The 25,839-nt window shown below is 67.6% G+C and carries 19 protein-coding genes, 2 rRNA genes and 2 pseudogenes (1 of these 23 running past the window's edge); all 23 read right to left on the bottom strand.

Going from position 1 to position 25,839, the window contains the following annotated elements; genetic code table 11:
* Positions 1-24: 24 nt before the first annotated feature.
* Positions 25-1,077 carry a tetraacyldisaccharide 4'-kinase gene (locus tag R2910_03080; GenBank protein MEZ4411954.1) on the bottom strand — a complete coding sequence of 351 codons (1,053 nt, stop codon included), beginning with the start codon at positions 1,075-1,077 and terminating at the stop codon, positions 25-27.
* On the bottom strand, positions 1,044-1,703 hold the full coding sequence (locus R2910_03075; GenBank protein MEZ4411953.1) for a lysophospholipid acyltransferase family protein: 660 nt from the start codon (positions 1,701-1,703) through the stop codon (positions 1,044-1,046). The genes R2910_03080 and R2910_03075 overlap by 34 nt, the downstream gene beginning before the upstream one ends.
* Positions 1,700-2,818: a lipid-A-disaccharide synthase gene (gene lpxB / locus R2910_03070; protein MEZ4411952.1), complete on the bottom strand. Its 1,119-nt coding sequence runs from the start codon at positions 2,816-2,818 to the stop codon at positions 1,700-1,702. The genes R2910_03075 and lpxB overlap by 4 nt, the downstream gene beginning before the upstream one ends.
* Positions 2,815-3,771, bottom strand: a complete 957-nt coding sequence (locus tag R2910_03065; protein ID MEZ4411951.1) for a Gfo/Idh/MocA family oxidoreductase — start codon at positions 3,769-3,771, stop codon at positions 2,815-2,817. The genes lpxB and R2910_03065 overlap by 4 nt, the downstream gene beginning before the upstream one ends.
* Entirely contained in the window at positions 3,768-4,544 is a 777-nt protein-coding gene (lpxA, locus tag R2910_03060; GenBank protein ID MEZ4411950.1) for an acyl-ACP--UDP-N-acetylglucosamine O-acyltransferase, read from the bottom strand. Before lpxA ends, R2910_03065 begins: the two co-directional genes overlap by 4 nt.
* Positions 4,541-5,818: a UDP-3-O-acyl-N-acetylglucosamine deacetylase gene (gene lpxC, locus R2910_03055; GenBank protein ID MEZ4411949.1), complete on the bottom strand. Its 1,278-nt coding sequence runs from the start codon at positions 5,816-5,818 to the stop codon at positions 4,541-4,543. The genes lpxA and lpxC overlap by 4 nt, the downstream gene beginning before the upstream one ends.
* Positions 5,811-6,845 (bottom strand): UDP-3-O-(3-hydroxymyristoyl)glucosamine N-acyltransferase, encoded by a 1,035-nt coding sequence (gene lpxD, locus R2910_03050; GenBank protein ID MEZ4411948.1) that lies wholly within the window; start codon positions 6,843-6,845, stop codon positions 5,811-5,813. Before lpxD ends, lpxC begins: the two co-directional genes overlap by 8 nt.
* A 4-nt stretch (positions 6,846-6,849) precedes the next feature.
* Positions 6,850-7,389, bottom strand: coding sequence for an OmpH family outer membrane protein (locus R2910_03045; protein MEZ4411947.1), 540 nt, complete (start codon positions 7,387-7,389; stop codon positions 6,850-6,852).
* Between the two features lie 43 nt (positions 7,390-7,432).
* Positions 7,433-9,808, bottom strand: coding sequence for an outer membrane protein assembly factor BamA (gene bamA, locus R2910_03040; protein MEZ4411946.1), 2,376 nt, complete (start codon positions 9,806-9,808; stop codon positions 7,433-7,435).
* 65 nt (positions 9,809-9,873) lie between these two features.
* Entirely contained in the window at positions 9,874-12,345 is a 2,472-nt protein-coding gene (locus R2910_03035) for an ATP-dependent Clp protease ATP-binding subunit (protein ID MEZ4411945.1), read from the bottom strand.
* Between the two features lie 4 nt (positions 12,346-12,349).
* Complete coding sequence (locus R2910_03030; GenBank protein MEZ4411944.1) at positions 12,350-13,429, bottom strand: protein arginine kinase; 1,080 nt, start codon at positions 13,427-13,429, stop codon at positions 12,350-12,352.
* Positions 13,426-13,926, bottom strand: coding sequence for a UvrB/UvrC motif-containing protein (locus tag R2910_03025; protein ID MEZ4411943.1), 501 nt, complete (start codon positions 13,924-13,926; stop codon positions 13,426-13,428). Before R2910_03025 ends, R2910_03030 begins: the two co-directional genes overlap by 4 nt.
* A complete protein-coding gene (locus R2910_03020) occupies positions 13,923-14,624 on the bottom strand; it encodes an ABC transporter ATP-binding protein (GenBank protein MEZ4411942.1) in 702 nt (233 codons plus the stop codon). The genes R2910_03025 and R2910_03020 overlap by 4 nt, the downstream gene beginning before the upstream one ends.
* Positions 14,621-15,880 (bottom strand): FtsX-like permease family protein, encoded by a 1,260-nt coding sequence (locus tag R2910_03015; GenBank protein MEZ4411941.1) that lies wholly within the window; start codon positions 15,878-15,880, stop codon positions 14,621-14,623. The genes R2910_03020 and R2910_03015 overlap by 4 nt, the downstream gene beginning before the upstream one ends.
* Before the next feature lie 38 nt (positions 15,881-15,918).
* Positions 15,919-17,422: pseudogene (gene lysS / locus R2910_03010) on the bottom strand (lysine--tRNA ligase).
* Positions 17,419-18,477, bottom strand: a pseudogene (gene prfB, locus R2910_03005) (peptide chain release factor 2). The pseudogenes lysS and prfB overlap by 4 nt, the downstream one beginning before the upstream one ends.
* A 149-nt stretch (positions 18,478-18,626) precedes the next feature.
* Positions 18,627-19,358: a zinc-ribbon domain-containing protein gene (locus R2910_03000; protein MEZ4411940.1), complete on the bottom strand. Its 732-nt coding sequence runs from the start codon at positions 19,356-19,358 to the stop codon at positions 18,627-18,629.
* Between the two features lie 10 nt (positions 19,359-19,368).
* Positions 19,369-20,304: a diguanylate cyclase gene (locus R2910_02995; protein ID MEZ4411939.1), complete on the bottom strand. Its 936-nt coding sequence runs from the start codon at positions 20,302-20,304 to the stop codon at positions 19,369-19,371.
* Between the two features lie 105 nt (positions 20,305-20,409).
* Entirely contained in the window at positions 20,410-22,251 is a 1,842-nt protein-coding gene (cax, locus tag R2910_02990) for a calcium/proton exchanger (GenBank protein ID MEZ4411938.1), read from the bottom strand.
* A gap of 16 nt (positions 22,252-22,267) precedes the next feature.
* The gene (locus R2910_02985) at positions 22,268-22,438 is read right to left on the bottom strand and encodes a Trm112 family protein (GenBank protein MEZ4411937.1); all 171 of its coding nucleotides are present in this window, start codon (positions 22,436-22,438) and stop codon (positions 22,268-22,270) included.
* A 27-nt stretch (positions 22,439-22,465) separates the two neighbouring features.
* Entirely contained in the window at positions 22,466-23,335 is an 870-nt protein-coding gene (gene era, locus R2910_02980) for a GTPase Era (protein MEZ4411936.1), read from the bottom strand.
* Positions 23,336-23,452: 117 nt separating this feature from the next.
* Positions 23,453-23,570: ribosomal RNA gene (gene rrf, locus R2910_02975) — 5S ribosomal RNA — on the bottom strand.
* Between the two features lie 82 nt (positions 23,571-23,652).
* A 23S ribosomal RNA gene (locus R2910_02970) occupies positions 23,653-25,839 on the bottom strand; it runs 745 nt beyond the window's last position.

Below are 25,839 nucleotides of genomic sequence, written 5' to 3'. Positions count from 1 at the left end.
TTCCTCTCCGGGGTGTCCGGACCTTCAGGGAGACTGCGAGTGCTTCTGGGATGACACGAGGGCGTCCAGCGCCGCAACAAAGGCATCGCCCCCCGACTCGAACCTGACATTCAATATCGCTACAAGAGGCTCTGGCGCGCTGGCCGGCCATCGATCGCGGAGCTTGACGGCATCCTTGGCCGTCAGGACCACGTGATCGGCCTTGCGGGCGGCCCGGGCCATCCAGGCCACATCCTCGTCACGAAAATCGTAGTGGTCCTTCCATGTGGCAACCTGCACCTGGGCGCCGGTGCCCTTGACCTGCGCCACGAAGGCGTCGGGATCGGCGATCGCCGTCGCCGCCACCACCCGCTCACCGCGCAGCGACTCGACCGGCCGGGACACCCCGCTGAGCATCCCCTCGAGATGGTGCAGGCCCAGGTGTACCCGCGCGATCGGGACCGACACCGTCCGGGCGATCTCCGCCGCCAGCGCTTCGGCGGCCTCGGCAGTCGCCCGTTTCCGGGTCACCACGACGAAATCGGCCCGGGCCATCGCCCCCCACCCCTCGCGCCAGGGCCCGGCGGGAAGTGGCCACCGCACTGCCAGCGTCGTTTCCGCGCTTACCACGAGCACGTTGAGGTCGCGCCGGACGTCCAGGCGCTGGAAGGCGTCGTCGAGCACCAGGACGTCCGCGCCGCCCGCCACCGCCTCCGCCGCGCCCGCCATCCGGTCGGGATTCGGCACGACGACCGCTTCCGGAACGTCGTGGCGATGGACCAGCACCTCGTCGGCGCCATACCCCCGCAGGAGGATCCCGGGTCGCCGCCCCTGCGCGGCGTAGTGTCGGGCGATCCACGTCGCGATTGGCGTCTTGCCAGAGCCGCCGACCGTGAGGTTCCCCACGGCGACCGAGGGACGTGGCAAGTCATGCGCCGTGCGCCACCCGCGCCGAAAGGCCAGTCCACGCAGCGCCATGCCGCCCCGCCAGAGCCCGGCCGCCGGCAGCAACCCAAGGCGCGCCAGTCTGGCGCCGAACCGACGGCTGGTCCAGAGCCAGCGAATCAGTCGGTGGGTATCGCCTTGCCGTCGGGCCATCGCGCCATCCTCTCGACTTCGTCCATGGCGAGCCGGGCCTGGGAGACGGCCGCCGCCAGCTGTTCGGAACCCGGCGCCACCATCATCGGCGCCCCGTACGCCACCCGCACCCTCGCAAACGGCTTCGGGATGCAGAAACGGTCCCATGAATGTAGCCGCCACGCCGATTTTACTTCGGCATAGACCGGCAGGACCGGCACACCCGCACGCTGGGCCGCGGCCAGCACCCCCGGTTTCAGCTCCCGGCGAGGACCGCGCGGGCCGTCGGGGGTAAGCGCCACGATGGCCCCTTCCTCCAGTGCCCTTGCCGCCGCGATCAGCGCCCCAACCGCACCCCGCGAACTCGACCCGCGCACCAGCCGGTAGCCGATCGATTCGGCAAAATCCGAGAGGTACTGTCCATCGCGCGCCTGGCTCACCACGATGACCGCCCGGGCCTTCCGGTGGTGCCAGAGCAACGGCAGCAGTGTCTCGTGCCAGAGCATGCACGCAAAGCCGGTCCCGCCATCCACCAGGCCGTCCCAGGCCTCACGGTTCACGTGCTCGAACCGCCAGCTCGCCGCCACGGCACGTGCGATGGGTCGGGCAATCCAGTCGACGAGCGTGGGCGGAACCCGGATCCTCACCTGTCCAGCAGCTCCCCGGCCATCGCCGCCACCCGTGCCGACGCCCCCGGCGCGCCAAGCAGCCCGCGTACCTCCGCCAGCCCCACTTGTTGCGCGAGGCGTCTCGGATGCCCCTCGCTCAGGAGATCGCCAAGCGCGGCGGCGAGCGCCGGCACGGTCATCTCCTCCTGGAGGAATTCCGGCACCACTTCCCGGCCCGCCACCAGGTTGACCAGCGCGACCCACTGCACCGTCACCACGCGTCGGGCCAGCGCAAACGTCAGCGGGTTCATCCGGTACGCGACCGCCATCGGGACGTCGGCAAGCGCAGCTTCCAGCGTCGTGGTGCCCGACTTCGCCAGACACGCATCGGCGGCCGCCAGCACCAGGCGGCCATCCGCGTGGAGATGCGCTCCTCCCGGGTCGGGATAGCGCCCCGCCGGCGTGACCGCGACCACCACCTCGTCGCACCTCCCCTCGGCGCGCAGCCGGGCCGCCACCGCGAGGAAGGTCTCCCAGTGGCTGCGCACCTCCTGCTCCCGGCTCCCGGGAAAGAGCGCGAGCACCCGCGCCTCGGCGGCGATGCCCAGTGCCGCGCGTGCCGCCGCGCGGCTCGGTGGTGCCGGACGGTCGAGGAGCGGATGCCCCACGTAGTCCGCCGACAGCCCCAGGCCGGCAAAAAATGCCGGCTCGAACGGCAACACCACTGCGAGCCGGTCGACCGCCGCCGCCAGCGTGCGGGCCCGCCCCGGGCGCCAGGCCCAGAGCTGCGGCGGGATATAGTACAAGACCCTGGTCCCCGCCTTCCGGGCCGCCCGCGCCGTCCGCAGGTGGAAGCCCGGGTAGTCGATCGGCAGGTAGAGATCCCATCGTCCCCGGCGAAAATCCGCGCGGAGCTGCCGGTACAATTCGACGTGCGCCGGAATGCGACGGAGAATTTCGACGGCCCCCATGGCGCTGAGCCGTTCCATCGCAAAGAGCAACTCTGCCCCGGCGGCCGCCATGCGCGGCCCGCCGACCCCGTCGATCTGCGCCCCCGGCCAGCGGGCGCGGAGGGCCGAGACGACTTCCGCGCCGTGCAGGTCCCCGGATGGCTCCCCCGCGGACACCAGAATCCGTGGGGCGGCTGCGGTCATGTCGCCCGCACGACCGCGCCGACACGGAGGGCCAGCTCGAGCGCCGCCCGTCCCCCGACGCCCGTCACGCCACGATTCGGCTCGCCGCGCGCCGCGCGGACAAATTCCGTCAACTCGAGCCGCAGCGCGTCTCCCTCCGAGGCCTCGAGCACGATCTCCTCCACCACTTCCGCGAGGCTGGTTCCCGTTCCACGCTTCCAGCTGGGCCTGACCCGCAGGAAGGACGCTTGCCCGGTGGAGAGGTCCAGCGTCAGGTAGCCCGTGTCCTGGTAGATCCGCACCCGACGCACCCGATGGCGGCCGAGCCTGGAGGCGGTGATGGACGCCACCGTGCCGCCCGGCAACTCCAGCCGCGCATTGACCATGTCGAGGTGGGACGAGAGGACCGACGCGCCGATGGCCCGGACATCGGTCACCTCCGGCGATCCGGTGAGGGCGAGCAGGAGGTCGAGGTCGTGGATCATGAGGTCCAACACCACCGACACGTCCGTTCCCCTCGGGGAATAGGGCGCGATGCGCTCGGCCTCGATATACCGGGGATTCTCCACCGCAGGCAGCGCCGCGCGTACCGCGCGGTTGAAGCGTTCGATCTGACCGACGTGCAACACCACGCCCGCACGATCGGCCGCCGCCACGAGCGCATCAGCCTCGGCCAGGGTGGCCGCGAGCGGCTTCTCCATCAGGACCGACACCCCGCGCTCCAGCGCACGCAACCCCACCTCCGCGTGGGCGGAGGTGGGTACGGCAATGGACACCGCTTCGACCTGCTCGAGCAGCGCATCGACCTCGCTCACCACCGGGGCCCCGACCTCCGCACCCACCCGCGCGGCGGTGTCGGGGTTCGCATCGTACACGCCCACAAGCTGCACCCCGTCGAGCGTCGAGAGGTGCCGCGCGTGGTGCCGGCCGAGGGCCCCGACACCGATCACCCCGACCGGGAGCTTCGCGCTCACGCCGGGACGCCCCGCCCCGAGGATTCCACGAATCCAATGAACCGTTCGATTTCCGGAAGGTCCGGCAGGTCGAGCCGCGCGCGCTCGATGGCCTGCCCCAGGTTGAGGTCGGAGTTGAAGAACAACCGATAGGCCCGCTTGAGGCCCGCGATGGTCTGCGGGGCAAACCCCGCACGCTGCAGGCCGATGGAGTTCAGCCCGTAGAGTTCCATGGGGTTACCGGCGGCTTTCACGTATGGCGGCACGTCCTGGTTGACCCGGGTGCAACCGCTGACGAATGCGTAGCTGCCGATGGTCACGAACTGGTGCACCGCGGCCAGGCCGCTGAGGTTGGCATAGTCGTGGATGGTCACGTGCCCGGCGATCTGCGTGCTGTTGGCGATGATGACACGATCGCCGACCCGGCAGTCGTGCGCGATGTGGACGTACGACATCAGGAAACAGCTGGCGCCGACGATCGTCTTGCCGGTGGCGGCCGTGCCGCGATTGACCGTGACGTATTCGCGGATGACTGTCCCCTCCCCCACCTCCACCCAGGTTTCCTCGTCCTTGAACTTGAAGTCCTGGGGCGGCCCGCCAAGGATCGAACCCTCGCCGACGGCGACACTGGCCGCAAGGCGCACGTACCGTTCGAGCGTGGCCCGGGGGCCGATGCGGCACCGGTCCCCCACCACGACATCGGGCCCGATGATCGCGAACGGCCCGACGTCGACATCCTGCCCGAGATGCGCGCCGGGATCGACGAGCGCGGTCGGGTGGATGCGGGTGGTCACCTGTCCACCACGGCGGCCATCATTTCGGCCTCGACGGCCACCTTCCCGTCCACATACGCGACGCCCTGCATCTTGCACGTCTTCCCGCGGAACTGGATCATCTCGAGCTCGAACCGGAGCTGGTCGCCGGGCAGCACCGGCCGCCGGAACTTCACCTTGTCGAGCGACATGAAGTAGATGACCTTCTCCTCGGTCATCTCCACGAGCGAGCCGAGCACCAGCATCCCGCCGACCTGCGCCATCGCCTCGATGATCAGCACGCCGGGCATGATCGGATGCCCCGGGAAGTGGCCCTGGAAGAACGGTTCGTTGATGGTGACGTTCTTGATGCCGACGATCCGCTTCTTGCCCTCGATCTCGATGATCCGGTCGACCAGGAGAAAGGGGTAGCGATGGGGGATCACGTCCAGGATCCGCCCGATGTCCATCGCGATACCGCCCTCCCGCTGCCCGGTCCGCGCAATCGCCCGCGCCAAGGCGATGTTGCCCTGATGGCTCGGTCGGGTGGCCACGATATGGGCCTGCACCCGTCCGCCGATCAGGGTAAGGTCGCCCACCAGGTCCGCCGCCTTGTGCCGCACGAACTCGTCGGGCCAGCGCAAGGTGGTGCCCTCGGTAAGTCCGGTGTCGGTCAGGACGACAGCGTTGGCCGTCGAGGCCCCCTGGATGAGCCCCTTGGCCTTGAGCCCTTCGACCTCATGGACGAACCCGAAGGTCCGTGCGCCGGCAAGTTCGCGACCGAACACCTCGGCCGTCACTTCGTAGCTGCCGGCCTGTGATCCGATGAGCGGGTGGGGAAAGTCGATGGCGACCGTGACCCTGCCCGACCCCGCCGGAGAGACCACGTAGCTCGACCCACCCTCCGTGACGGTGAAAGGCGCGAGCACCCGGAAGACGACCGGATCGCCTTCCTGCATCAGTTCTCCGGCACCCTGCAGCGCCTCGAACCAGGGTTGGAACGAACCGTCCAGCGCCGGAGGCTCCGGACCGTCGAGATCGATGTAGAGATCGTCGATGGCCAGCGCACCGACGGCCGCCAGCACATGCTCGACGGTATGAATGGCCTGGTCGCCCTGGCCGAGCACCGTCCGCCGGTCGGTCGCCTCGACCTCTTCCAAGCGGGCGGCGATTTCCGGCGTGCCTGGCAGGTCCGTGCGGCGGAAGACCACCCGCCGGCCCGCTGGAGCAGGACGGAACGTCACCGTCACGCTCGCACCTGTGTGAAGGCCCGCCCCAGTCAGGGCAACTTCCCGCTCGATGGTTCGCCTAGCCACGGTCACCTCGCTTCGTCACGAGTTCTTCGAGCTGGTTGATGATCTTGGCCACCCGGTAGAGGGCGGATTGCGCACGCAGGTAATCGCGCTGACGGCGCGCGGGGCTGCCACCCATGTCGGTCCCCGCCGGGACGTCCTGGCCGATGCCGGACTGCGCGCTCACCCGGACGCCGTCCCCCAGCATGACGTGGCCGACCACCCCGACCTGGCCGGCGAGGATGACGCCGTTCCCCAACCGGGTGCTCCCGGCCACGCCCACGCCGGCCATGATGAGGCACCCACGCCCCATGCGGACGTTGTGGGCAATATGGACCTGGTTGTCGATTTTTGTCCCCGCGCCGATCACGGTGTCATCGAGGCTGCCGCGATCGACCGCTGAATGCGACCCGACCTGCACATCGTCCTCGAGAATGCAGCCGCCGACGTGTCGGATGGCCCGGTGCCCGTTGGGCCCGGAGGCGAACCCGAATCCGTCGCCGCCGATGACGGCCAGCGCCTTGAGCCGCACGCGGTTCCCCAGACGGGTCCCCTCGTGACAGACGCTGTTCGCCCCGATGTCGCAATCATCGCCCAGGACGACCCCATCCCCCAGGATGACTCCCGGAGCGATACGGCAACGGGCGCCGAGGGATACACCCTGCCCGAGCACCGCGTGGGCTCCGATGGACACCTCTCCGCGCCAGGTGGCGCCGGCACCAATGCGGGCCGTGGGATCGACCCCCCAGACAGGGGGACGCTCTGGAAAGAGCACCGGCACGACCTGCAGGATGGCCTGCGCCGGGTCGTCGACGACGATCCTCGTGGCAGGACCCGCGGGCTCATCAGCGTGCTCCGTTCGGAGCAGCACCGCACCCGCCTCCGACTGCTGGAAGGTGCCGAGGTAGCGGGAGCCGCTGAGGAACGACAGCGTGCCGCCGTCGGCCCGATCGAGCGGACCGACCGCGGTCAGGGTGACCGCCCCATTACCAAGCAGGCGGCCGCCGACGAGATCAGCGACCGCCTGTGCCGTGAGAGTGGAAATGCTCACCTCCTCAGCTGCCGCCGCCGGCCTTCAGCTGGTCGATGACCTTCTGGGTCAAGTCCAGCGATCGGTCAGCCGCGACGATGCCCGAGTTCTGGACGCCGACGTCGAAGATCATCGCGTAGGCCCCCGCCGCACGCACCCCTTCGACCACGGCGGTCACCCGCTGCTGAATCGGCTCGAGCAGGTCCCGCTCGCGCTGGACCGCCTTGTCCTGCAGCTCCTGCATGCGCTGCTCAAGACGCTGCTGCTGCGCTTCGAGTTCCTTCTGCTTGGCGGTGCGCGCCGAGGGGCTCAGCACGACCGAGCTCTGCTGAAACGCCTGGACCGACGAGTCGAGGCTGGCCTGCATCTTCTGCACCTCGAGGCGGTAGCCCGCGACCTCCCCGGCGTACAACGATTCGGCCTTGGCGTACCCTGGTGCGGCGGCGAGCACGAGCCGGGAATTGATGAAGGCGACCTTGCCAGTGGTCTGCTGCGCCGTCGCCGGCGTCGCCACCAGGCCGGCAACCAGTCCGGCGAAAGCGAGCGTGGAGAAAAGACGTCCCATCGTGTACTCCTGCATGATTATCGGTGAATAAGAACCGTCGTCCTCAGAAAATATTGCCGATCTTGAAGTGCAACTTCCAACCGGGGGCCGGTTCGCCCTGAATATCGAGCCGGTCGATGCCGTAGGCGAGATCGACCCCGATCGGCCCCAGCGGTGAAATCAAAGCTACCCCAACGCCCACGCCGCGGTAGAGGCGGGATGGGTCGAACTGCGAGGGCGTCCGGTAGACGTTACCGGCGTCAAAGAAGGCGTTTACATACAGCGACTGGCTCATCCGCGCGCCGATCTCCGTGGTGAAGGCGGCGTAGGACTGCCCGAAAGCGTTCGGGCTGGCCCGGCTGGAGCTCGAGAAGGGATCGTACCCGTCAGGCGTGATGGAGAACTCCTCGTAGCCGCGGAGCGGGATGCCGTACTGGACGCCGCCCATTGAATAGAGGTCGGTGAAGAACGGGCCGGCATCGCCGAAGATCCACCCCGCCTTGGCCGTCAGCCCCAGCACGAACTTGATGCCGGTCCCCAGCTGCTGCGATCCGCCCAGCCCGCCGAGCGGCACATACCACTGCCCCTCGTACCCGAGGGTCTGGAAGTCGCCGTCGCCGCCGAGGAGGCCGCCGGTGAACTCCAGGTTGACGGTCGACCGCGTGCCGGAGGTCGCGAACGGCAGGCCGATGCGGGTGTCACGCACGAGGCTGAAGCCGAGGCTCGACTTGCCGCACTGGTCGCAGCTGTAACGCTCCCGGAGGCTGACCGACCCGCCGCTGTAGCTGATCTGCATCAGGCTGTACGAGGTGAACAGCCGGGTGTAACGGGATCCGAAGACCGGGAACCCGACCTGTACCGAGCCGCCCGCCTGCTGCCGCCGGCCGAGGTCGCCGATGATGTACCGCTGCCGCGAGTTGAAGAGGGCGACCGTCCCGGAGACCCGTGACCCCTGGATGGACGGGTCGGTGTACGACAGGTTGAAGTCGTTGATGTTCCGGCCGAACTGCCATTGGAACTTGCCCCGCTTGCCGCGGCCGAAGAGGTTGGGCTCCTCGAGCCCGAGGAACCCTCCGAGGCCGGTGCCCTGCCCGAGCGACGCACCGAAGTTGACGTTGCCGGTCCGCTTCTCGATGACGGTAAAGGTGATGTCGACGTCCTGCCCGTTCTCCGACGGCGCGACGTCCGGCGGCGGCAACGGCTGGAAGAAGCCGAGGTTCATGATGTTCTGGTAGCTGCGAATCAACAGGTCGCGGTTGAACACGGAGCCCGGGAGCATCACGATGGCGGCGCGGATGACCGACTCGTGGGTGACGTCGTTGCCCACGATCATGATGCGGTTGACCGTGGCGGGCGCGCCTTCCTCGATCCGCCACCGGAGATCGACGGTCGGCGTCCCATCCTCCGCGATGCGGCGGCTTTCTTCCGGCGTTACCCGCGAGTAGATGTAGCCGGTATTCAGGTAGAGATCCCGGAGCCGGGTGGTGGCCGCCTCCCAGGCGGACCTGTTGAACGGCATGCTGGCGACGGGCTTCCCCGACTGGACGGCCTCGGCCCCGCCGAACGGGTAGAACGCGCCGATCTCGTCGGCGGAGTACCGGCGATTGCCGACGAGGTCCATGGTCCCGACGTAGTAGACCTGGCCTTCCTCCACGGTGAGCGACAACGCGGCCTTGCCCGTCTCCGGATCGGCGAGCACGGTGTCCTGCACCACCTGGAAATCGATCATGCCCTTTGAGCCGTAGAAGGTCGGCAGTTGCTGCCGCATGTCCGACTCCACCCGGTCCTCGTCGTAGGTGCCCTTCTTGAACCAGAAAAATCCTTCTGGCTTCGTGGACATGTGGCTGGCCACTTCCTTGTCCGTGAAGCGCTCGTTCCCCTGGACCAGGATCTGGCTGATCGTGATCCGCATGCCCTCCATGACCTGGAAGACCACCTGGACCGAGCCATCGGGCTGCGGGAACTCCGTCACCGTGGTCTGGGCCTGGAAATACCCCTTGTCCGCGTAGGCGGAATCGATGCTGGCCCGGCTGCGGGCGAGGGCGGCACGGTCGATCGGGCGGCCGATGACGAGGGTCACCTTGTCGCGCACCGATTGTTCGGGGAGTTGCCGGACGCCAAGTAGGCTCCACCCCGAGAGGAGGGGGCGCTCCTTGACCACGATGACCAGGATCAGCATCCCGTTCGCGTCGCGCTGCTGCACATTGACGTCGTCGAACTGCCCGGTCTGGAACAGCGCAGTGATGGCGCGCTGGATGTCGCGGTAGGTGATCGGCTGGTGCAGGACGAGGCCGGCGGTGCCGAGAATCTGGGCGGTGGTGATGCGTACGTTCCCCTCGACCACCAGGCTGTCCACCGGGGGCGACGACACGTCCTGCCCGCGCAGCGGTTGCGCTGCCAGGACCAGGAGGACCAGCAGAGGGATGCAGCGACGAAGCATCAGCGGAGGGCGTCCGGACGCGCGATCAGGCGCCCCCACCGTGAGGGCGCCCGACCTCGCACGACTCAGGCCTGAGTTCCGGTCAGGGCGCGGAACGCCAGCGACTTGCCGTCGGGCGCCAGATCGACCTCGATCTCGTCGCCCCGTCCGATCTCGCCGAGCAGGATCTTCTCGCTCAGGGGATCCTCCACGTACTTCTGGATGGCACGCTTGAGGGGCCGGGCGCCGTACTGCTGGTCATAGCCCTGTTCCGCCAGGAAATCGATTGCCGCCTGGGTGAGCCGCACCTCGTCGCCGAGCCGCCGAGCGACCTCGCGGAGGAGGATGTTCACGATCTCGGCAATGTGCTCCCGACCCAGCGGGTGGAAGACGATCACGTCGTCGAGGCGGTTGAGGAATTCCGGATTGAAGACCTTAGCCATCTCCTCCTTGACCTTGCCAGCCATGGTATCGAACGAGGCGTCGGCGCCCTGGGTGTGGAACCCGAGGCTCTTCGACTGCGTGATGTCGCGCGCACCAACGTTGGAGGTCATGATGACCACCGTGTTCTTGAAGTCGATGACCCGCCCGTAGTTGTCGGTCAGGTGCCCCTCATCGAGCACCTGGAGCAGGATATTGAACACGTCGGGGTGCGCCTTCTCGATTTCGTCGAGGAGAACCACCGAGTACGGCTTCCGCCGCACCAGCTTGGTGAGGGTTCCCGAATCCTCGTACCCGACGTAGCCCGGCGGGGCGCCGATCAGGCGGGAGACCGAGAACTTCTCCATGTACTCGGACATGTCGACCCGGATGAGCGCGGACTGATCGGCGAAGAGGAACTTGGCCAGGGCCCGCGCCAGCTCCGTCTTGCCGACGCCGGTCGGGCCGGAGAAGATGAACGACCCGATGGGGCGGTTGGGGTCCTTGAGTCCCGCGCGCGACCGGCGAATGGCCCGCGACACGGCGCGGATCGCCTCGTCCTGGCCGACGACCGCCTCGTGGATTTCGTCCTCCATCCGGAGCAGCCGGGAGGCCTCCGCCTCCTGGATCCGGTTGACCGGAATGCCGGTCCACCGCGACACGATGAAGGCGATGGCCTCCTCGTCGATGGTCGGACGGCGGGTCTGCCGGTCCTTTTCCCACTCCTCCTGGCGGAGGCGGATCTGGTTCTGGAGGTCGCGCTCGCGATCGCGCAGCGACGCCGCACGCTCGAAGTTCTGGTCGCGGACGGCCTCTTCCTTGTCGGTGTTGACCTTGTCGAGATCGCCCTTGAGCGCGGCCACCTCGGCCGGCGGGGCCTGCGAGGCGAGTCGCGCGCGCGCCCCCGCCTCGTCGATGACGTCGATGGCCTTGTCCGGCAGGAACCGGTCGGTGATATAGCGCTCGGAGAGCTGTGCCGCCGCCTTGAGCGTCTCGTCGGGGATGCTGACGCGGTGGTGGTCTTCGTACTTCTTGCGAAGCCCCTTCAGGATCTCGAACGTCTCGTCGATCGACGGGGGCTCCACGACCACCGTCTGGAAGCGCCGCTCCAGCGCGCCATCCTTCTCGATGTACTTGCGGTACTCGTTCAGCGTCGAGGCGCCGACGCACTGCAGCTCGCCGCGGGCCAGCGCCGGCTTGAGCATGTTCGAGGCGTCGATGGCCCCTTCGGCTGCGCCAGCGCCGACGAGGGTGTGCAATTCGTCGATGAACAGGACGACGTGACGGTTCTGGGCGATCTCGTTCATGACCGCCTTCAACCGCTCCTCGAACTGACCCCGATACTTGGTGCCGGCAATGACGGCCGCCATGTCCAGCGAGAGCACCCGGTGATCGCGGAGGATGTCGGGGCAGTTGCCGCTGGCAATCAGGAGCGCGAGCCCCTCGACAATGGCGGTCTTGCCGACGCCCGGCTCGCCGATCAGCACCGGGTTGTTCTTCTTGCGCCGGGCCAGGATCTCCACGACCCGCTCGATTTCACTGGCCCGGCCGATGGTCGGGTCCAGCTCGTTGTCGGCGGCCAGCTGGGTCAGGTCGCGGCAGAAGTGGTCGAGCGCCGGCGTCTTGGACTTCTTTTCCGACTTGGCCGCGGGCTGGGGCTGCCCGGTGGGCGCCGCCGAGGAAGGTGCCGGCAGGTCGCTCCCGAGGATGCGGAGGGTCTCGGCGCGCGACTGTTCGAGGTTGACCCCCGCGTCGGCGAGGACCTGCGCCGCGATACCCTTCTCCTCGCGCAGGAGGCCGAGCAGCAGGTGCTCGGTGCCGACGTAGGAGTGATTGAGCTCCCGCGCCTCGACCATCGCCAGCTCGAGCACCTTCTTGGCGCGCGACGTGTACGGCAGGTCGGGGCCGGCCGCGGCGGCGGCCTTCCCGCGCTTGACGGTCTCTTCGATTTTCTGCTGGATGTCCTCGAGGTCCACGTTCAGATTCTGCAGCACGCCGGCGGCGACGCCCTCGCCCTCGCGAATCAGGCCGAGGAGGATGTGTTCGGTGCCGACGTATTCGTGGTGCAGGCGGGCCGCCTCTTCGCGGGCCATCTGCAGGACCTTCCGGACGCGGTCGGTGAAGTTGTAGCCGTTCATGGGGTCACCCTGCTCGCCGTCCTTCGTCTTGCAGCAGCGTCCGCACGAAGTCGGCCCGGCGGACGCCGAGCGACGGATCGTCGAGCGCCACGCCGTGGGCCGAGGCCAAGTGCGCCGGCTGCGTGTGAACCAGCATCTTGTTGAGGGCGTAGAATCCGACGTCGGGAATCACCTGCAGTCCCACGCCGAGCCGCACGCCACTGAGGAGGTTCATCGCCTCCTCGTACGAAAGTGTCCGGGCATACCGCAACAACCCGTACGCGCGCCACACCTTGTCTTCGATGACCGCACGCGCATCCCGCAGGAGCACGGCGCGCGCTTCGTCCTCGTAGGTCATCACCTCGCGGACCATCTTGCCGAGGTGGTCAAGCAGGTCGCGCTCCGACTTGCCGAGGGTGGTCTGGTTCGACAGCTGGAAGAAGTTGCCGACCACCTCGCTGCCCTCGCCGTACAGGCCCCGCACAGCCAGCCCAACCTGGGCCAGGCCCTGCAGCACCTTCGAAATTTCCTTGGTCAGCACCAGCCCGGGCAGGTGGATCAAAACAGAGGCGCGCAACCCGGTTCCCACGTTGGTTGGACAAGCGGAAAGGTAACCAAACTCAGGGTGAAATGCGAAGGCAAGTCGTTGCCCCAGTTCACTGTCCAGCCGGTCGACTTCCGCGTAGGCCGCCTCCAGGGCGAACCCCGAAACGACCCCCTGCAGGCGGAGGTGATCTTCCTCGTTGACCATGGCGCCCACCCGGTCCTGCACCAGCAAGGACGCACCCACCGGGACCGATTCTCCGCCCAGCCCCGCCAGTTCCTTGCTCACCAGGTGCCGCTCGTGCAGCAGGAGGCGGTCGCGGAGGTCGAGGCGGTCGAGGCGGAAGGTGGCGGCGTGCCCCAGCGCCTCGGTGCCGGCGACCGCGGCGGCCACCGCCTCGACAATCGCCTCGCGATCGCTGGCGGCGTTGCGCGTGGCGAACGGGTGGCCCGCCAGGTTTCGGGCCAGGCGGATGCGCGTGGAGAGCACCAGCGGACTGGCCGGACCCGAGGCATCGATCCACCCGATGCCGCCATCCGCCAGCAGCGTCAGGTCGATCATTCGAGCCCCCGCAGCCGGTCCCGCAGCTCGGCGGCCTGCTCGAAGTTCTCGTCGGCCACCGCCACCGCCAGCTGCTCCCGCAGGCGCCGCACCAGCGCCGCCTGGTCGGGCGGCTCGGCCCCCGGCTGCACATAAAACTCCCCGACGTGCCGGGTGGCGCCGTGCACCCGGCGTGTCAGGCCGCGCAGCGGTCCCTCGAACGTGGTCCAGCAGGTGGCGCATCCCAGCCGACCGGTGCGCCGAAAGTCCTGCAGCGTGGCGCCACACCCCGGACACTCGGCCAGCGCCGCACCACTGCTCAGCGGGGCCTCGGCGGACGGGTCGGTGCCCATCGCCGCGAGGAACGCGCCCAGCGGGGTCTTGGCCGACTCCTCCCCCTCGGGCACACCGCGCTCCGCCGCGCACTTCTCGCAGAGGTGGAGCACCCGCACATCGCCTTCCTCGACCTTCTTGAGGAGGACGACCGCTTCGCGTTCCCCGCACTGTTGGCACGTCATGAAGGCGCCTCCTCCGGCGCAGCAGGAACCAGCAGCCCCGCCTCCATCATCAAGAGGCGGTCGGCCCGCTCCGCGAGGTGCCGATTGTGGGTCACCACGACGAGCGCGGTCTGGAAGTCGCGGGCCAGTCCCGCGAAGATCCGGTGCAGGTTCTCGCTGTGCGCGTGGTCGAGATTGCCCGACGGCTCGTCGGCCAGGACCACCGCCGGTCCGTTTGCCAGGGCACGGGCCACGGCCACCCGCTGCTGCTCGCCGCCCGAGAGTTGCGTCGGCAGGTGCAGCCGCCGGCCGGAGAGCCCAACGGCCTCCAGGAGCACATCGGCGCGCGCACCGGCCTCGGCATCTCCCCGTCCGGCGATCAGGAGCGGCATCATCACGTTCTCCCGCGCGTTGAACTCGCGGAGCAGGTGATGAAACTGGAAGACGAACCCGATCCGCGCATTGCGCAGCGCGGCCAGCGCATCGGGGCTCCGCTCCGCGTAGGAAGCGCCGTCCAGCAGCACCTCGCCGGCGGACGGCGCGTCCAGCGCGCCGAGGAGGTGCAGGAGCGTGCTCTTCCCCGCTCCGCTCGCGCCCATGATGGCCACGAACTCACCCCGGGAGACGCTCAGGTCGACCCCCGAGAGCACGTCGATCGTCGAGCCGTCCCCGCCGAGGTAGTGCTTCCGCAGTCCGCGGGCCTCCAGCACGACGCTCATTCGTGGCGAATCGCGTCCACGGGCGTGAGCCGGGTGGCGGCACGCGAGGGATAGAGGGTGGCGACGATGGCGACGAGCAGCCCGGCGGCGATGACCACCCCGACATCCAGCAGCTCGATGTGGACGGGCAGGCGATCGATGAAGTACACCGAGGGGTCGATCCGGACCCAGCCGCTCTTGTCCACCACGAACCCGACAACGAGCCCGGCCACGAGGCCGATCGCGACGCCGATGCCGCCGATGATGGCACCCTGCGCGAGGAAGATCCGTCCGATCGAGCCGGCCGGCAGCCCCATCGCCTGCAGGATGCCGATCTCGCGCGTCTTGTCGGTCACCAGCATCGTGAGCGTGCCCACGATGTTGAACGCGGCCACGATCATCACGAAGAAGATGACCAGTCCCATGCCCAGCTTCTCGAGCTGCAGCGCGGCAAACATGCCGTGGTTCTGGGTCTGCCAGTCCATGCTCCGGAACGGCAGCCCGAGCCGGTCCTCCAACTCCCTCCCGATGCGCGGCGCCTCCCAAGGGTCGCCGACCCGGACCTGGATGCCGGTGATGGCGGAGTCCAGCCCGGCAAACCGCTGGGCCATTTCGCGCTCCATCAGGACGAACTGGTTGTCGTACTGGTACATCCCGGTGTCGAAGATGCCGGTGACCTGGAACTTCCAGATCCGGGGCATGGCGTACCCGAGCGCCGGGTTGACCCGGGCGGCCGTGGGCGAAATCAACCCGACGAGGTCGCCCGGGAAGGCCCCCAGCCGCTGGGCGAGCCGGCGGCCGAGGATCAGGGCGCCGTCCACGGAGGTGTCGCTGGCCTGGAAGCCGAGATCGCCCTCGGTCAGCGCCTCCGGCAGCGAATTCACCGGGAGAGACGCCGCGGCGGTGTCCAGGCCGATCACCATGACACCCTCGGGGTAGCTGGCCGAGTTGAGGATTAGCGACTGGGTCGTCACCTCGGGCGCGGCGGCCACGACGCCCGGCGTGGCGCGGATCGTGGCGAGCGCTCCCTTCCAGTTGTCGATGCGCAGGTTGTCGCCGTAGGTGAGGATGCGGAGGTGGGGGCTCGCCACGAGGATGCGATCGAGCAGTTCATTTCGGAGGCCGTTCATCACGCCGAGCACCACGATCAGCGCCATGATGCCGACGGCCACGCCGCCGATCGAGATCGTAGTGCCGAGCGAGGCGCCCCGCCGGCCGCGGCGGCTGCGGAGATAGCGCACTGCGATGCGTCGCTCGAGCCGGCTGGGAAAGCGCAACAGCTCCCGAAACGAAACGGCCCGAGGTGTGGCGGGAGTCATTCCGGGCGCATCGCCGGGAAGAGGATGACGTCGCGGATGGACGGCAGCCCCGTCAGGACCATCAGGAGGCGATCGACCCCCACCCCGAGCCCGCCGGCCGGCGGCATGCCGTATTCCAGCGCCCGGATGTAGTCGCCGTCGTACAGCTGCGCCTCGTCGTCTCCGTCCGCGCGCTGCTTTGCCTGGTCCGCGAACCGCCGCCGCTGGTCATCGGGGTCGTTGAGTTCGCTGAACGCGTTGGCAATCTCCCGCCCCTGCACGAACAGCTCGAACCGCTCGGTGAGCCGGGGATCGGCGCGGTGCGGCTTGGCCAGCGGCGAGAGCGCGAGCGGGTAGTCGACGACGAAGGTCGGCTGCACCAGGTGGGGCTCGAGAAAGGCCTTGAACATCTCGTCCTGGAGCTTGCCGCCGCTGAAGGTGGCCGCCTCCTCCGCCGGCACGCCGGTGCGCACCAGGCGCTCCCGCATCTCGGCGTCGGTGGCCTCGCAGACGTCGAGGCCGCTCCGGAGGCGGATGCCCTCGACGAACGAGACCCGGGGCCACGGCGTGGAGAAGTCGAGGACCTCGTCGTCACGTTCGAGCCGAAGGGTGCCGCAGCAGTGCTCCACCAGGCCGCTCACCATCGCCTCGGTCAGCTCCATCATGTCGCGGTAGTCGGCGTACGCCTGATAGCACTCCAGCATCGTGAACTCGGGGTTGTGCGTCCGATCCATCCCCTCGTTCCGGAAGTCGTGCCCGATCTCGTAGACGCGTTCCAGCCCGCCGACGAGGAGCCGCTTCAGGTAGAGCTCGTCGGCAATGCGGAGATAGAGCGGCATGTCGAGGGCATTGTGATGCGTCACGAAGGGGCGCGCCGCGGCGCCGCCGTAGAGCGGAGGATCGGCGTCTCCACCTCGAGGAATCCCGCTCGTCCAGGAACCGCCGCAGCCAGGACACCGCGCGGGCCCGAAGCCGGAAGACCTCGCGCACCTCCGGGTGGACCGCCAGGTCTGCGTAGCGCTGCCGATAGCGGACCTCGGAGTCGGCGAGCCCGCCGAAGGTGACCGTCTCGCCTTGCTCCGTGACCTGCGTCTTGCCGCGGGGGAGCGGTCGGAGTGACTTGGCCAGCAACTCAACGGCCGTCACCCGGACGGTGACCTCCCCGGTGCGGGTGCGGAACAGCTTGCCGTGAACGCCGACATGGTCGTCGAGGTCCAGCAGCTGGACCAGTCCCCAGGCGGCATCCAGCTCGTCCTTGCGGAAGTAGAGCTGGAGGCGGCCGGAAATGTCCTCGAGGTGGGCGAACGCCGTCTTCCCCTGTCGGCGGTAGGAGACCAGCCGGCCGGCCACCGCCACTTCCGGGCCGTCGTCGCCCATGGCGTCGTCGTAGGCGGCAAGGGCCGAGGCGGCCGTGAACGTCCGCTTGAACGAATAGCCGAACGGTTCGATGCCGGCGGCGCGCAGCTCGTCGAGCTTGGCGCGGCGGGCGTCCTCCACGAACGAGCGTGTCTCATCCGTCACGCGGCGGTCCCTCCGGCGCCCTTCAGGAACGCCTCGATAAATGGATCGATGTCGCCGTCCATCACCTTCTGGACGTCACCGACCTTGAGCTCGGAACGGTGGTCGTTGACCATGGTGTACGGCTGAAACACGTAGGAGCGGATCTGGTTGCCCCAGGAGTTGTCGGTCTTGGTGGCCTCGACGAGCGCCTTCGCCGCCTCCTGCTCTTCCAGTTTCCGCTGGTAGAGGGCGGCGCGCAGCATCTTCATGGCGGTCGCCTTGTTCTTTCCCTGGCTGCGCTCCTGCTGGCAGGCGACCACGATGCCGGTCGGCTCGTGGGTCAGCCGGACGGCGGACGAGGTCTTGTTGACGTGCTGGCCGCCCGCGCCGGATGCGCGATAGACGTCCATCCGGATGTCCTCCTCGCGCAGGTCGACTTCGATGGTATCGTCGATGTCCGGATACACGAAGACGGAGGCGAACGAGGTGTGCCGCCGGGCCTGCGAGTCATACGGCGAGATCCGCACCAGGCGGTGGACGCCCTTTTCCGCGCGCAGATAGCCGTACGCGAACTCGCCGGCAATGCCCAGGGTGACGGACTTGATCCCCGCCTCCTCGCCCTCGACCAGGTCGAGGACGCTGACGCCATAGCCACGGCGCTCCGCCCAGCGGACGTACATGCGCATCAGCATCTCGGCCCAGTCCTGCGACTCGGTTCCCCCGGCCCCGGGATGGATCGTCAGGATCGCATCGCGGGCGTCGTCGGGCCCCTGCAGCATGCCCCGCACTTCGAGCGCGGTAACGGCGGCCTCGAGGCGGGTCACTTCCGCGTCAAGTTCCGCGGCCATCGCCTCGTCGGGCTCCGCCGCCAGCAGCGCCGCCATGTCCACGGCGTCGGTCAGCCGCGTGGAGAGGTCGGCGAAGGGCGTCACCCAGGACTTCAATTGCTTGATTTCCTGCACCACCGTGCGGGCGCGCTCCTGGTTCGACCAGAAGGCGGGGTCCATCTGCGAGGACTCGAGCTCAGACAGGCGGGACTGCCGGCGGGTCACGTCAAAGAAATCTCCGCAGTTCGTCCGCCTGTGCCTGCAACGCCTCGAGTCGTTCGGTCACTCCAGCCATATCCACCCTCAGTCGGTCCATGGTGCCAGAAAACAGAAAGCGTGAAACGGGAACCGGTGCGCACTCACGCCGCCGTTCCGCGTTTCACGCCGGGCGCGCCGCGTCAAAAAATCTTGCTGCCGTCCCCCAGGATCTCGTTCAACGCGTCGTTGAAATGGGTCGTGGACTCCGCGAGTTCCCGTCCCACCTGCCCGGTATACTCTTCCCAGCTCTTCTTGATCTCCTCGTCGAAGATCTGCTTCAGGGTGCCGTGCTGAAGCCCTTCGAGGCGCTTCTCGGGATGGTACACCACGATGTCGGACACCAGGGCCCGCGCCAGGCGCCGGGCCTTCTGTCCCGGGTCCTTCGACAGGAACGGATTGATCGACGGCCGTGGTGACGACGTCCGCGGCGCGGACGGCGTCGCAATGCTCGGGTCGCGATGAGAACGGCGGCCGCACGTGCGGGGCCCCGGGGAGGGCGCCGACGGATAGGTCGGTGCCGCTGGCCGCGCGGGCGTTGACCGGGGCGGCGGTACCACGAACGGCGGGGCGCCAATGCCGTGGTCGGTCGGATACGCCGGCGTCGGCGTCGGCGCCGGCGCCGAGGCCCGGGGAGGCGGAGGAGGCGGCGGCGAGGCGGCGGGCGAATCCTGTACCGGTGGTGTGGCCGGCATGGGCGCCGGGGTGTGTGCCGGTGGCGATGCGGCCGCCGGCAAGCCCACGGGCGCCGCGCCCGCCGACTCCACGCGGAAGACGGCGCGGCAGACCGAGCACCGCGCGCGCACGCCCCCGGCGGGGACCTTGGCGGGGTCCACCCGGAAGACGGTCGAACAACCTGGGCAGGTCACGTTCATTGCGACGTCCTCAACGCTTGTCCCGGCCTTCGCCGGTGGCCGGCGATTCGCCCTCAGGCGCATGCCGGCGGTCCACCACGAACACCGACCCTGGCAGGGTCTTGGCGTAACTCTTCATCTCGGTCGCCAACTCGCTGACCTGCGCCGGGTGTGCAAACCGACGGTTCTTGTTGGTCACGATCCCGATGGACAGCGTCATGAGCGGCACGCGATGCAACTGGCCCCGGCGGTCCTTGCCGAAGAAATACCCGGCGCGACGGTCCTGGTCGTTGTACTGCAGCGGGATGAGCGTGTCAAACACCGACAGGATCTCCCCGCAGACATCGCCCACATGCGCGGACGGGATGACGAAGATGAAGTCGTCCCCTCCGATGTGCCCGACAAACCCCGCGGGCCCGGTCATCCCGCGCACCACGTCGTGCAGGATGCGCGAAAGGATGAAGATGACGCGGTCGCCGTCGTAGTAACTGTACCGGTCGTTGTATTCCTTGAAGTGGTCGAGGTCCGCGTAGCACACCGCGAACTCGTCGCCCGACTCCAGCTGCGACCGGATGGCCCGCTCGATTTCCGTGGTCCCGGGAAGCCGCGTGGACGGATGCACCGACACGTCGCGCTCGGTCCGCAGCAGCATCGCGTCCAGCCGCGCCCGCTGCTCCGCCGGCGCGAAGAACCCGGTGATGACTTCATCGGCTCCGGCGGCGAACCACTCCCCGACCCGTTCCGGCGCGTGCGTCCCCGAGAGCACCACGGCCGGCACGATGGCCGTGAACGCATCGGCCTTGAGGCGGCGGACCATGGCCAACCCCTGGCTCCCGGTCTCGTCGCCGTCAAGAAATATCAAACAGGAGGCGCCCCGGAGCACGATGGACTCCAACTCCGCTCCCTGCCGGAACTCAAGCGTGGGAAAGCCCCGGGCTTCGGCCCAGCGCCTCAGAATTTCTGGCACCGGGCGCGCGTCCGGCGAATGGAAGAGAATCGTCGGGCGGTTACGCACCCATGGCACCCCGTAAGAGTTTATCCACAACTAACTTAGGAGTGTGGCTCAGCGAAGTCAAATGAAATACGCCGCGATCCCGACCAGCACGTAGAGGGCAATCAACTGCACCCCCTCAAACCAGTGGGATTCGCCGTCGAGCGTAATCAGGGCGCTGACCCCGGTGGCCAGCGCAAGCGCCAGCACCTCGAACGGCGTGAACACGAGATTCATGTCCACCCCCAGGACCAGCCCCACCCCGACCAGGACCGGTGCCACGAACAGCGCGACCTGGGTACCCGATCCCATCGCGATCTGGATCGCGAGGTCCACCTTCCCCTTCCGCGCCACCACGATCGCCGAGGCGTGCTCGGCTGCGTTGCCGATGACGGGAATGATGATCAGTCCGAGGAACGCCTGCGACAAGAGGCCCCCGTCGGTCAGCGGGCCGATCGCCTGGACCAGGATCTCCGAGACCACCGCGATGCCGACCGTCGCGCCGGCCAGCACGGCCAGCGCGCGCGGCACCCCCCACACGGGGTGCACCGTCGGATGGGGGTCGCCCCCGAGCAGGCGGCGATGCGTGCGGAGCGAAAAGAGCAGCGACAGGAGGTACACGACACCCAGGACCACCGCCACGGCCTCGGAGAGATGCAATTCCATCAGGCGCGACGGCTCCGGGTGCGTGGCGTGGAGGAGCGCCGGGAAGACCAGTGCGGCGACTGCCAGCGCCAGCATGGAGCCCGCCAGGCTGGAGGCAGTGCGATTGAAGGCAAAGAGCCGCTTGTTCATGCCCGCGGCCATCAGCGACAGGCCGAGAATCAGGAGCAGGTTCCCGAGAATGCTGCCGATGATCGACGCCTTGACCAGTTCGATCAGGCCCGCCTGGAGCGCAAAGATGGCGATGATCAGCTCGGCAGCGTTCCCGAAGGTCGCGTTCAGGAATCCGCCGATGGTCGGTCCGGTCCGCTCCCCGAGATGCTCCGTCGCTTCGCCGAGGTACTGCGCGAGCGGGAGGATCGCGAGGCAGGCGACGGCGAACACGATGGCGGGCGACGCCCCCTGGCGCGCCAACCAGATCGCGGCGGGGACGGCGGCCAGCAGGATATGCCGGACGCGGATGCGGAACGGGTCACCCACCACGGGGGCGACGCGCCGAGGGAGCGGCGGAGTCGGGGGGGCCGATGGCTCCGGGGTTCCGCCGCGCCGCGGCGCCGGGGCGGCGGGAGGAGCCTTCCCTTCCGGCTTGCGGTCGCGGCGCTCCCGGCCCTTCTCGGGAGCGGACCCACCTCGCTTCTCACGATCCCGCCCGCGCCCCCGCTCCGCGCGGTCGGGGCGGTCGGGGCGGTCGGGGCGATCAGGGCGTTCCACTGGCGTGGCCGCAGCCGGAGCGGGCTCGATGACCGATTCAGGCGCCGGATCCTCGCCGGCCTTCTGACGCTGGCGATCGCGTTGCCGCTCCCGCGGGGCCGGCTTGTCGGGATTCGCGGGCGCGTCGCCCTGCGGCCGGCCGCCGCGGTCCCCCTTCTTCTTGCCACTCGCTTCCCGCAGGATGGCGGCGGCGATGCCCTTGTTCTCGCCCTGGAGGGCGACGAGGAGGTGCTCGGGGGTGATGGTCGATCCCCCCTGGCGCCCGGCCTCGGCGGCGGCTTCGTCCATGATCCGTCGCGCGCGGCTGGAGAGCGCCAAGCCTTCTTCGGGCGGAGCGCCCCGCTTGCCGGCGCTCATCAGCCGCTTGCCGGCGTTCTCCACGTCCTTGGGCAACTGGGCCGCCGCCTCGGGCGGGAGACTCTCCCGTTCGCGCAGGAGCGCGAGCAGGAGATGCTCCGTGCCGATCTGGGCGTGGCCGAGGCGCTCGGCCTCTTCGCGGGCGGTGGCGAGAATGCGGCCGGCGCCCTCGGTGGATGCTGGTTCTGTCATGCGTCCCGGGAAGTGGTCAGAGGGGCTTGGCTTCGTCGACGAGCATGACGGGAATCCCGTCGTCGACGGCGTAGACGAGCGCGCAAGCGTGACAGACGAGAGCCTCGGACGGCTCCGTGCGGTATTCGAGATCGCCCTTGCACTTGGGGCAGACGAGAATCTCAAGCAGTTCCGGCGCGAGGCTCATGGCATGTGGGGTTGGAGGGTGGCCGGCTCATCCCGCCGCGGGGTCGTCCGGAAATCCGAGCCGAGCAAGTGAGGCGGCATTCCGCCGCCAGTTGGGCAACACCTTGACCCAGCAATCGAGGTAGACGGGCCCGCCGAGGAGCTCCTCGAGGCGGGCGCGCGCCTGCGAGCCGATCGCCTTGATGGTGCGACCGCCCTGCCCGATGATCATTCCCTTCTGGCTCTCGCGCTCCACCAGCAGGGTCACCCGAATGTACACCGGCGAGGAGTGCTCGCGAAACTCCTCGACCTCGGCGGTAAAGGCATAGGGGAGCTCGTCCTCCAGCAGCTCGAAGGCCGCCTCGCGAAGATACTCCACCACGAAGAAGCGAAGCGGCTGCGTCCCAATGTCCTCGGGATCGAACTCGAACTCCCCCTCGGGGAGGAGGGCCTTGAGGCGCTGGAGCAGTCCCGGGATGCCTTCGCCGGTCTCGGCGGACACCAGGATGGCGTCGGCGCCGAGCGCCGCCCGCGACGCGGGGGGCACGAGGTCGGCCTTGGTATAGACGGTCAGCAGGGGGGCGGTGGGCGGCGCCTCGAGACCGGCCAGCGAAGCGAAGGGCGGCGCGACCCCGGCCGGGGCCGGGTGGAGATAGAGGATGGCGTGGGAGCGGGCCAGCTGCTCGAGGGCGGCGTGTCGCATCCGGGCCTGCATCATGTACCGGGGCTCGAGGAGGCCGGGGAGGTCATGAAAGACGTACTGGGTGTCGCCCTCGGTCCGGAGCCCGACCGTGGGCATGCGGGTGGCCTGGGGCTTGGGGGAGACGATCGCGAGGTGCTGCCCCACCAGGGTATTGAGGAGGGATGACTTGCCGACGTTGGGGACGCCCGCGAGGGCAATGTGACCGGTTTTCGGCATGGGGGAAAAGTAGTGCCTTTTCTCCGGCGGGGCCGGGTGGCCGGGCGGCTGGGTGGCGGCCCGGCGAGAAACGCACAACGCCCGGACTCGAAGGAGCCCGGGCGCTGTGAAAGGGATGGCTGGCGACGGTCTACTCTCCCAGGCCCTCTCGAGCCAAGTACCATCGACGCTACAGGGCTTAACTTTGCGTGTTCGGAATGGGAACGGGTGTGGCCCCTGCGCGCTAGTCGTCAGCCAATCGAGGCTCCCGGCGTGCGGGGCAAAGCAACTTGGCAATTGAGTGATGGATGTGTTTGTCATGCGGGAAACAACTTGGAGAGATCAAACTGCACGGGCGATTAGTAGCGCTCGACTGAAGGCCTTGCGGCCCGTACATCTGCGCCCTATCAGCCTGGTAGTCTCCCGAGGGCCCTTGGGGATCTTAAGATCCAGGAGTGTTCATCTTGGGAAGAGTTTCCCACTTAGATGCTTTCAGCGGTTATCTCCGCGCGACATCGCTACCGGGCGCTGCCCCTGGCGGAACAGCCCGTACACGAGCGGTCGCTTCGTCTCAGTCATCTCGTACTAGAGACGACGTCCCTCAACACGCCACGCCCACGACGGATACAGACCGAACTGTCTCACGACGTTCTGAACCCAGCTCATACCACTTTAGCCAAGCGAACAGCCGGACCTTGGGACCTTCTCCAGCCCAGGATGTGACAGCCGACATCGAGGTGCCCGAGCCGCGCCGTCGATGTGAACTCTCAGGCGCGATAAGCCTGTTATCCCCAGCGTACCTTTTATCCGATGAGCGATGACCCATCCACACGGGATCACCGGATCACTTACGCCAACTTTCGTTCCTGCTCGCGCCGTCGCGCTCGCAGTCAGGCGGACTTTTGCCATACACTCAGCGTGCGATTACCGACCGCACTGAGCCCACCATCGCGCGCCTCCGGTACTTTTAGGAGGCGACCGCCTGATCAAACTACCCACCAGCCACGGTCCTCGGCGGTGTTGCCGCCAGAGTGAATTGTTAGTAAAACAAGGGTGGTATTTCACTGGTGCCTCCACTTGAGAATGACGGGCCTCAACGGCTCTGCTACGCAGGTTATACCGACAATCAATGACAGGTTGTAGTAAAGGTGCACGGGGTCTTTTTGTCCTGTCGCGGGTAATCGGAATCCTCACCGATGCTTCTATTTCGCCGAGCTTACGGAAGACAGCTCCCAAGTCGTTACTCCATTCGTGCAGGTCGGAACTTACCCGACAAGGAATTTCGCTACCGCCGGACCGTTTATAGTTACGGCCGCCGTTTACCAGGGCTTCAGTTCCTGGCTTCGCCTTGCGGCTAACCGCTCGCCCTTAACCTTCGGCACCGGGCAGGAGTCAGAGTGTATACGTCGGCTTGGATCACGCCTTAGCACACTCCTGTGTTTTTGCTAAACAGTCGCTTGGGACGATTCACTGCGGCCAAGCCTGGGCTTGGGTTGTACACCCTCACCTACTCGCAAGCACCTTATCCCAGAAGTTACGGGGTCATTTTGCCAGTTCCTTTTCCGTAAATCACTCGAGCTTTCTTAGGCTTCTCGCCTCGCCCACCTGTCCGGATTACGGTACGGTCAACAGGCATCCTGGTCCGCGAAGCTTTCTCGGCAGTGTGCGGCGCCCGCCCTTTGCGGGGACTGGGTCCCCTTCGGCATCGGTTCTCGGCTACCCTGGCGGATTTGCCTACCAGAGACGCCTACCACCTTGCAACGGATATTCCACCACCCGTCGGTGAACTTGCTCCTGCGTCCCTCCTCGGACTCATAACGGCTACATGTTGGTACGGGGAATGTTTGACCCGTTTCCCATCCACTACGCCTCTCGGCCTCGTGTTAGGGACCGACTGACCCTGAGCTGATCGACATGGCTCCAGGAACAGCAAACTTTCGGTGACAGAGGTTTCACTCTGTTTGTCATATTACTTAATCCGGCATTCTCACTTCCCACCGCTCCACCGGAAGGCTTCCGCCCCGGCTTCACTGCTGTGGGAACAACCTACCCCTGTTGCTTGCGCAACAAGACATAGCTTCGGCAGGTGGCTTGAAGTCCCGACCATTATCGGCGCGGCTTCCACGCTGGACTGGTGAGCTATTACGCACTCTTTAAAAGGAATGGCTGCTTCTAAGCCAACCTCCCAGTTGTCACGGCATACCCACATCCTTTGCTACACTGAGCCACCACTCCGGGGCCTTAGCTGATGTTCTGGGTTCTTTCCACTCTCGCCATAGTACATTAGCGCACTACGACTGCCTCCCCGGGCAGCATTCAACAGGCATTCGGAGTTTGGTTGGGAGGTAACGTTATTCACGTCCCGGACCCATCCCAAAGTGCTCTACCTCCTGTGAACTCATTTCCCGAGGCTATACCAAAATATATTCAGGGAGAACCAATATCTCCGAGCTTGATTGGCCTTTCTCCTACCTCAAGTCATCAGCGGTTTTCAACCCCATGGGTTCGGTCCTCCACCGCCTGTT

The organism is Gemmatimonadales bacterium (assembly GCA_041390145.1).
Lineage (GTDB): Bacteria > Gemmatimonadota > Gemmatimonadetes > Gemmatimonadales > GWC2-71-9 > SPDF01.
This window is presented reverse-complemented; position numbering and strand designations above follow the sequence as displayed.

Bases quoted from the DNA above. Each gene is read 5' to 3' on its own strand.
- R2910_03035 (MEZ4411945.1), bottom strand. From the start codon at position 12,345: ATGAACGGCTACAACTTCACCGACCGCGTCCGGAAGGTCCTGCAGATG.
- bamA (MEZ4411946.1), bottom strand. From the start codon at position 9,808: ATGCTTCGTCGCTGCATCCCTCTGCTGGTCCTCCTGGTCCTGGCAGCG.
- R2910_03020 (MEZ4411942.1), bottom strand. From the start codon at position 14,624: ATGAGCGTCGTGCTGGAGGCCCGCGGACTGCGGAAGCACTACCTCGGC.
- R2910_03025 (MEZ4411943.1), bottom strand. From the start codon at position 13,926: ATGACGTGCCAACAGTGCGGGGAACGCGAAGCGGTCGTCCTCCTCAAG.
- lpxB (MEZ4411952.1), bottom strand. From the start codon at position 2,818: ATGACCGCAGCCGCCCCACGGATTCTGGTGTCCGCGGGGGAGCCATCC.
- R2910_02985 (MEZ4411937.1), bottom strand. From the start codon at position 22,438: ATGAGCCTCGCGCCGGAACTGCTTGAGATTCTCGTCTGCCCCAAGTGC.
- era (MEZ4411936.1), bottom strand. From the start codon at position 23,335: ATGCCGAAAACCGGTCACATTGCCCTCGCGGGCGTCCCCAACGTCGGC.
- R2910_03045 (MEZ4411947.1), bottom strand. From the start codon at position 7,389: ATGGGACGTCTTTTCTCCACGCTCGCTTTCGCCGGACTGGTTGCCGGC.
- R2910_03080 (MEZ4411954.1), bottom strand. From the start codon at position 1,077: ATGGCCCGACGGCAAGGCGATACCCACCGACTGATTCGCTGGCTCTGG.
- R2910_03030 (MEZ4411944.1), bottom strand. From the start codon at position 13,429: ATGATCGACCTGACGCTGCTGGCGGATGGCGGCATCGGGTGGATCGAT.
- R2910_03000 (MEZ4411940.1), bottom strand. From the start codon at position 19,358: ATGAACGTGACCTGCCCAGGTTGTTCGACCGTCTTCCGGGTGGACCCC.
- cax (MEZ4411938.1), bottom strand. From the start codon at position 22,251: ATGACAGAACCAGCATCCACCGAGGGCGCCGGCCGCATTCTCGCCACC.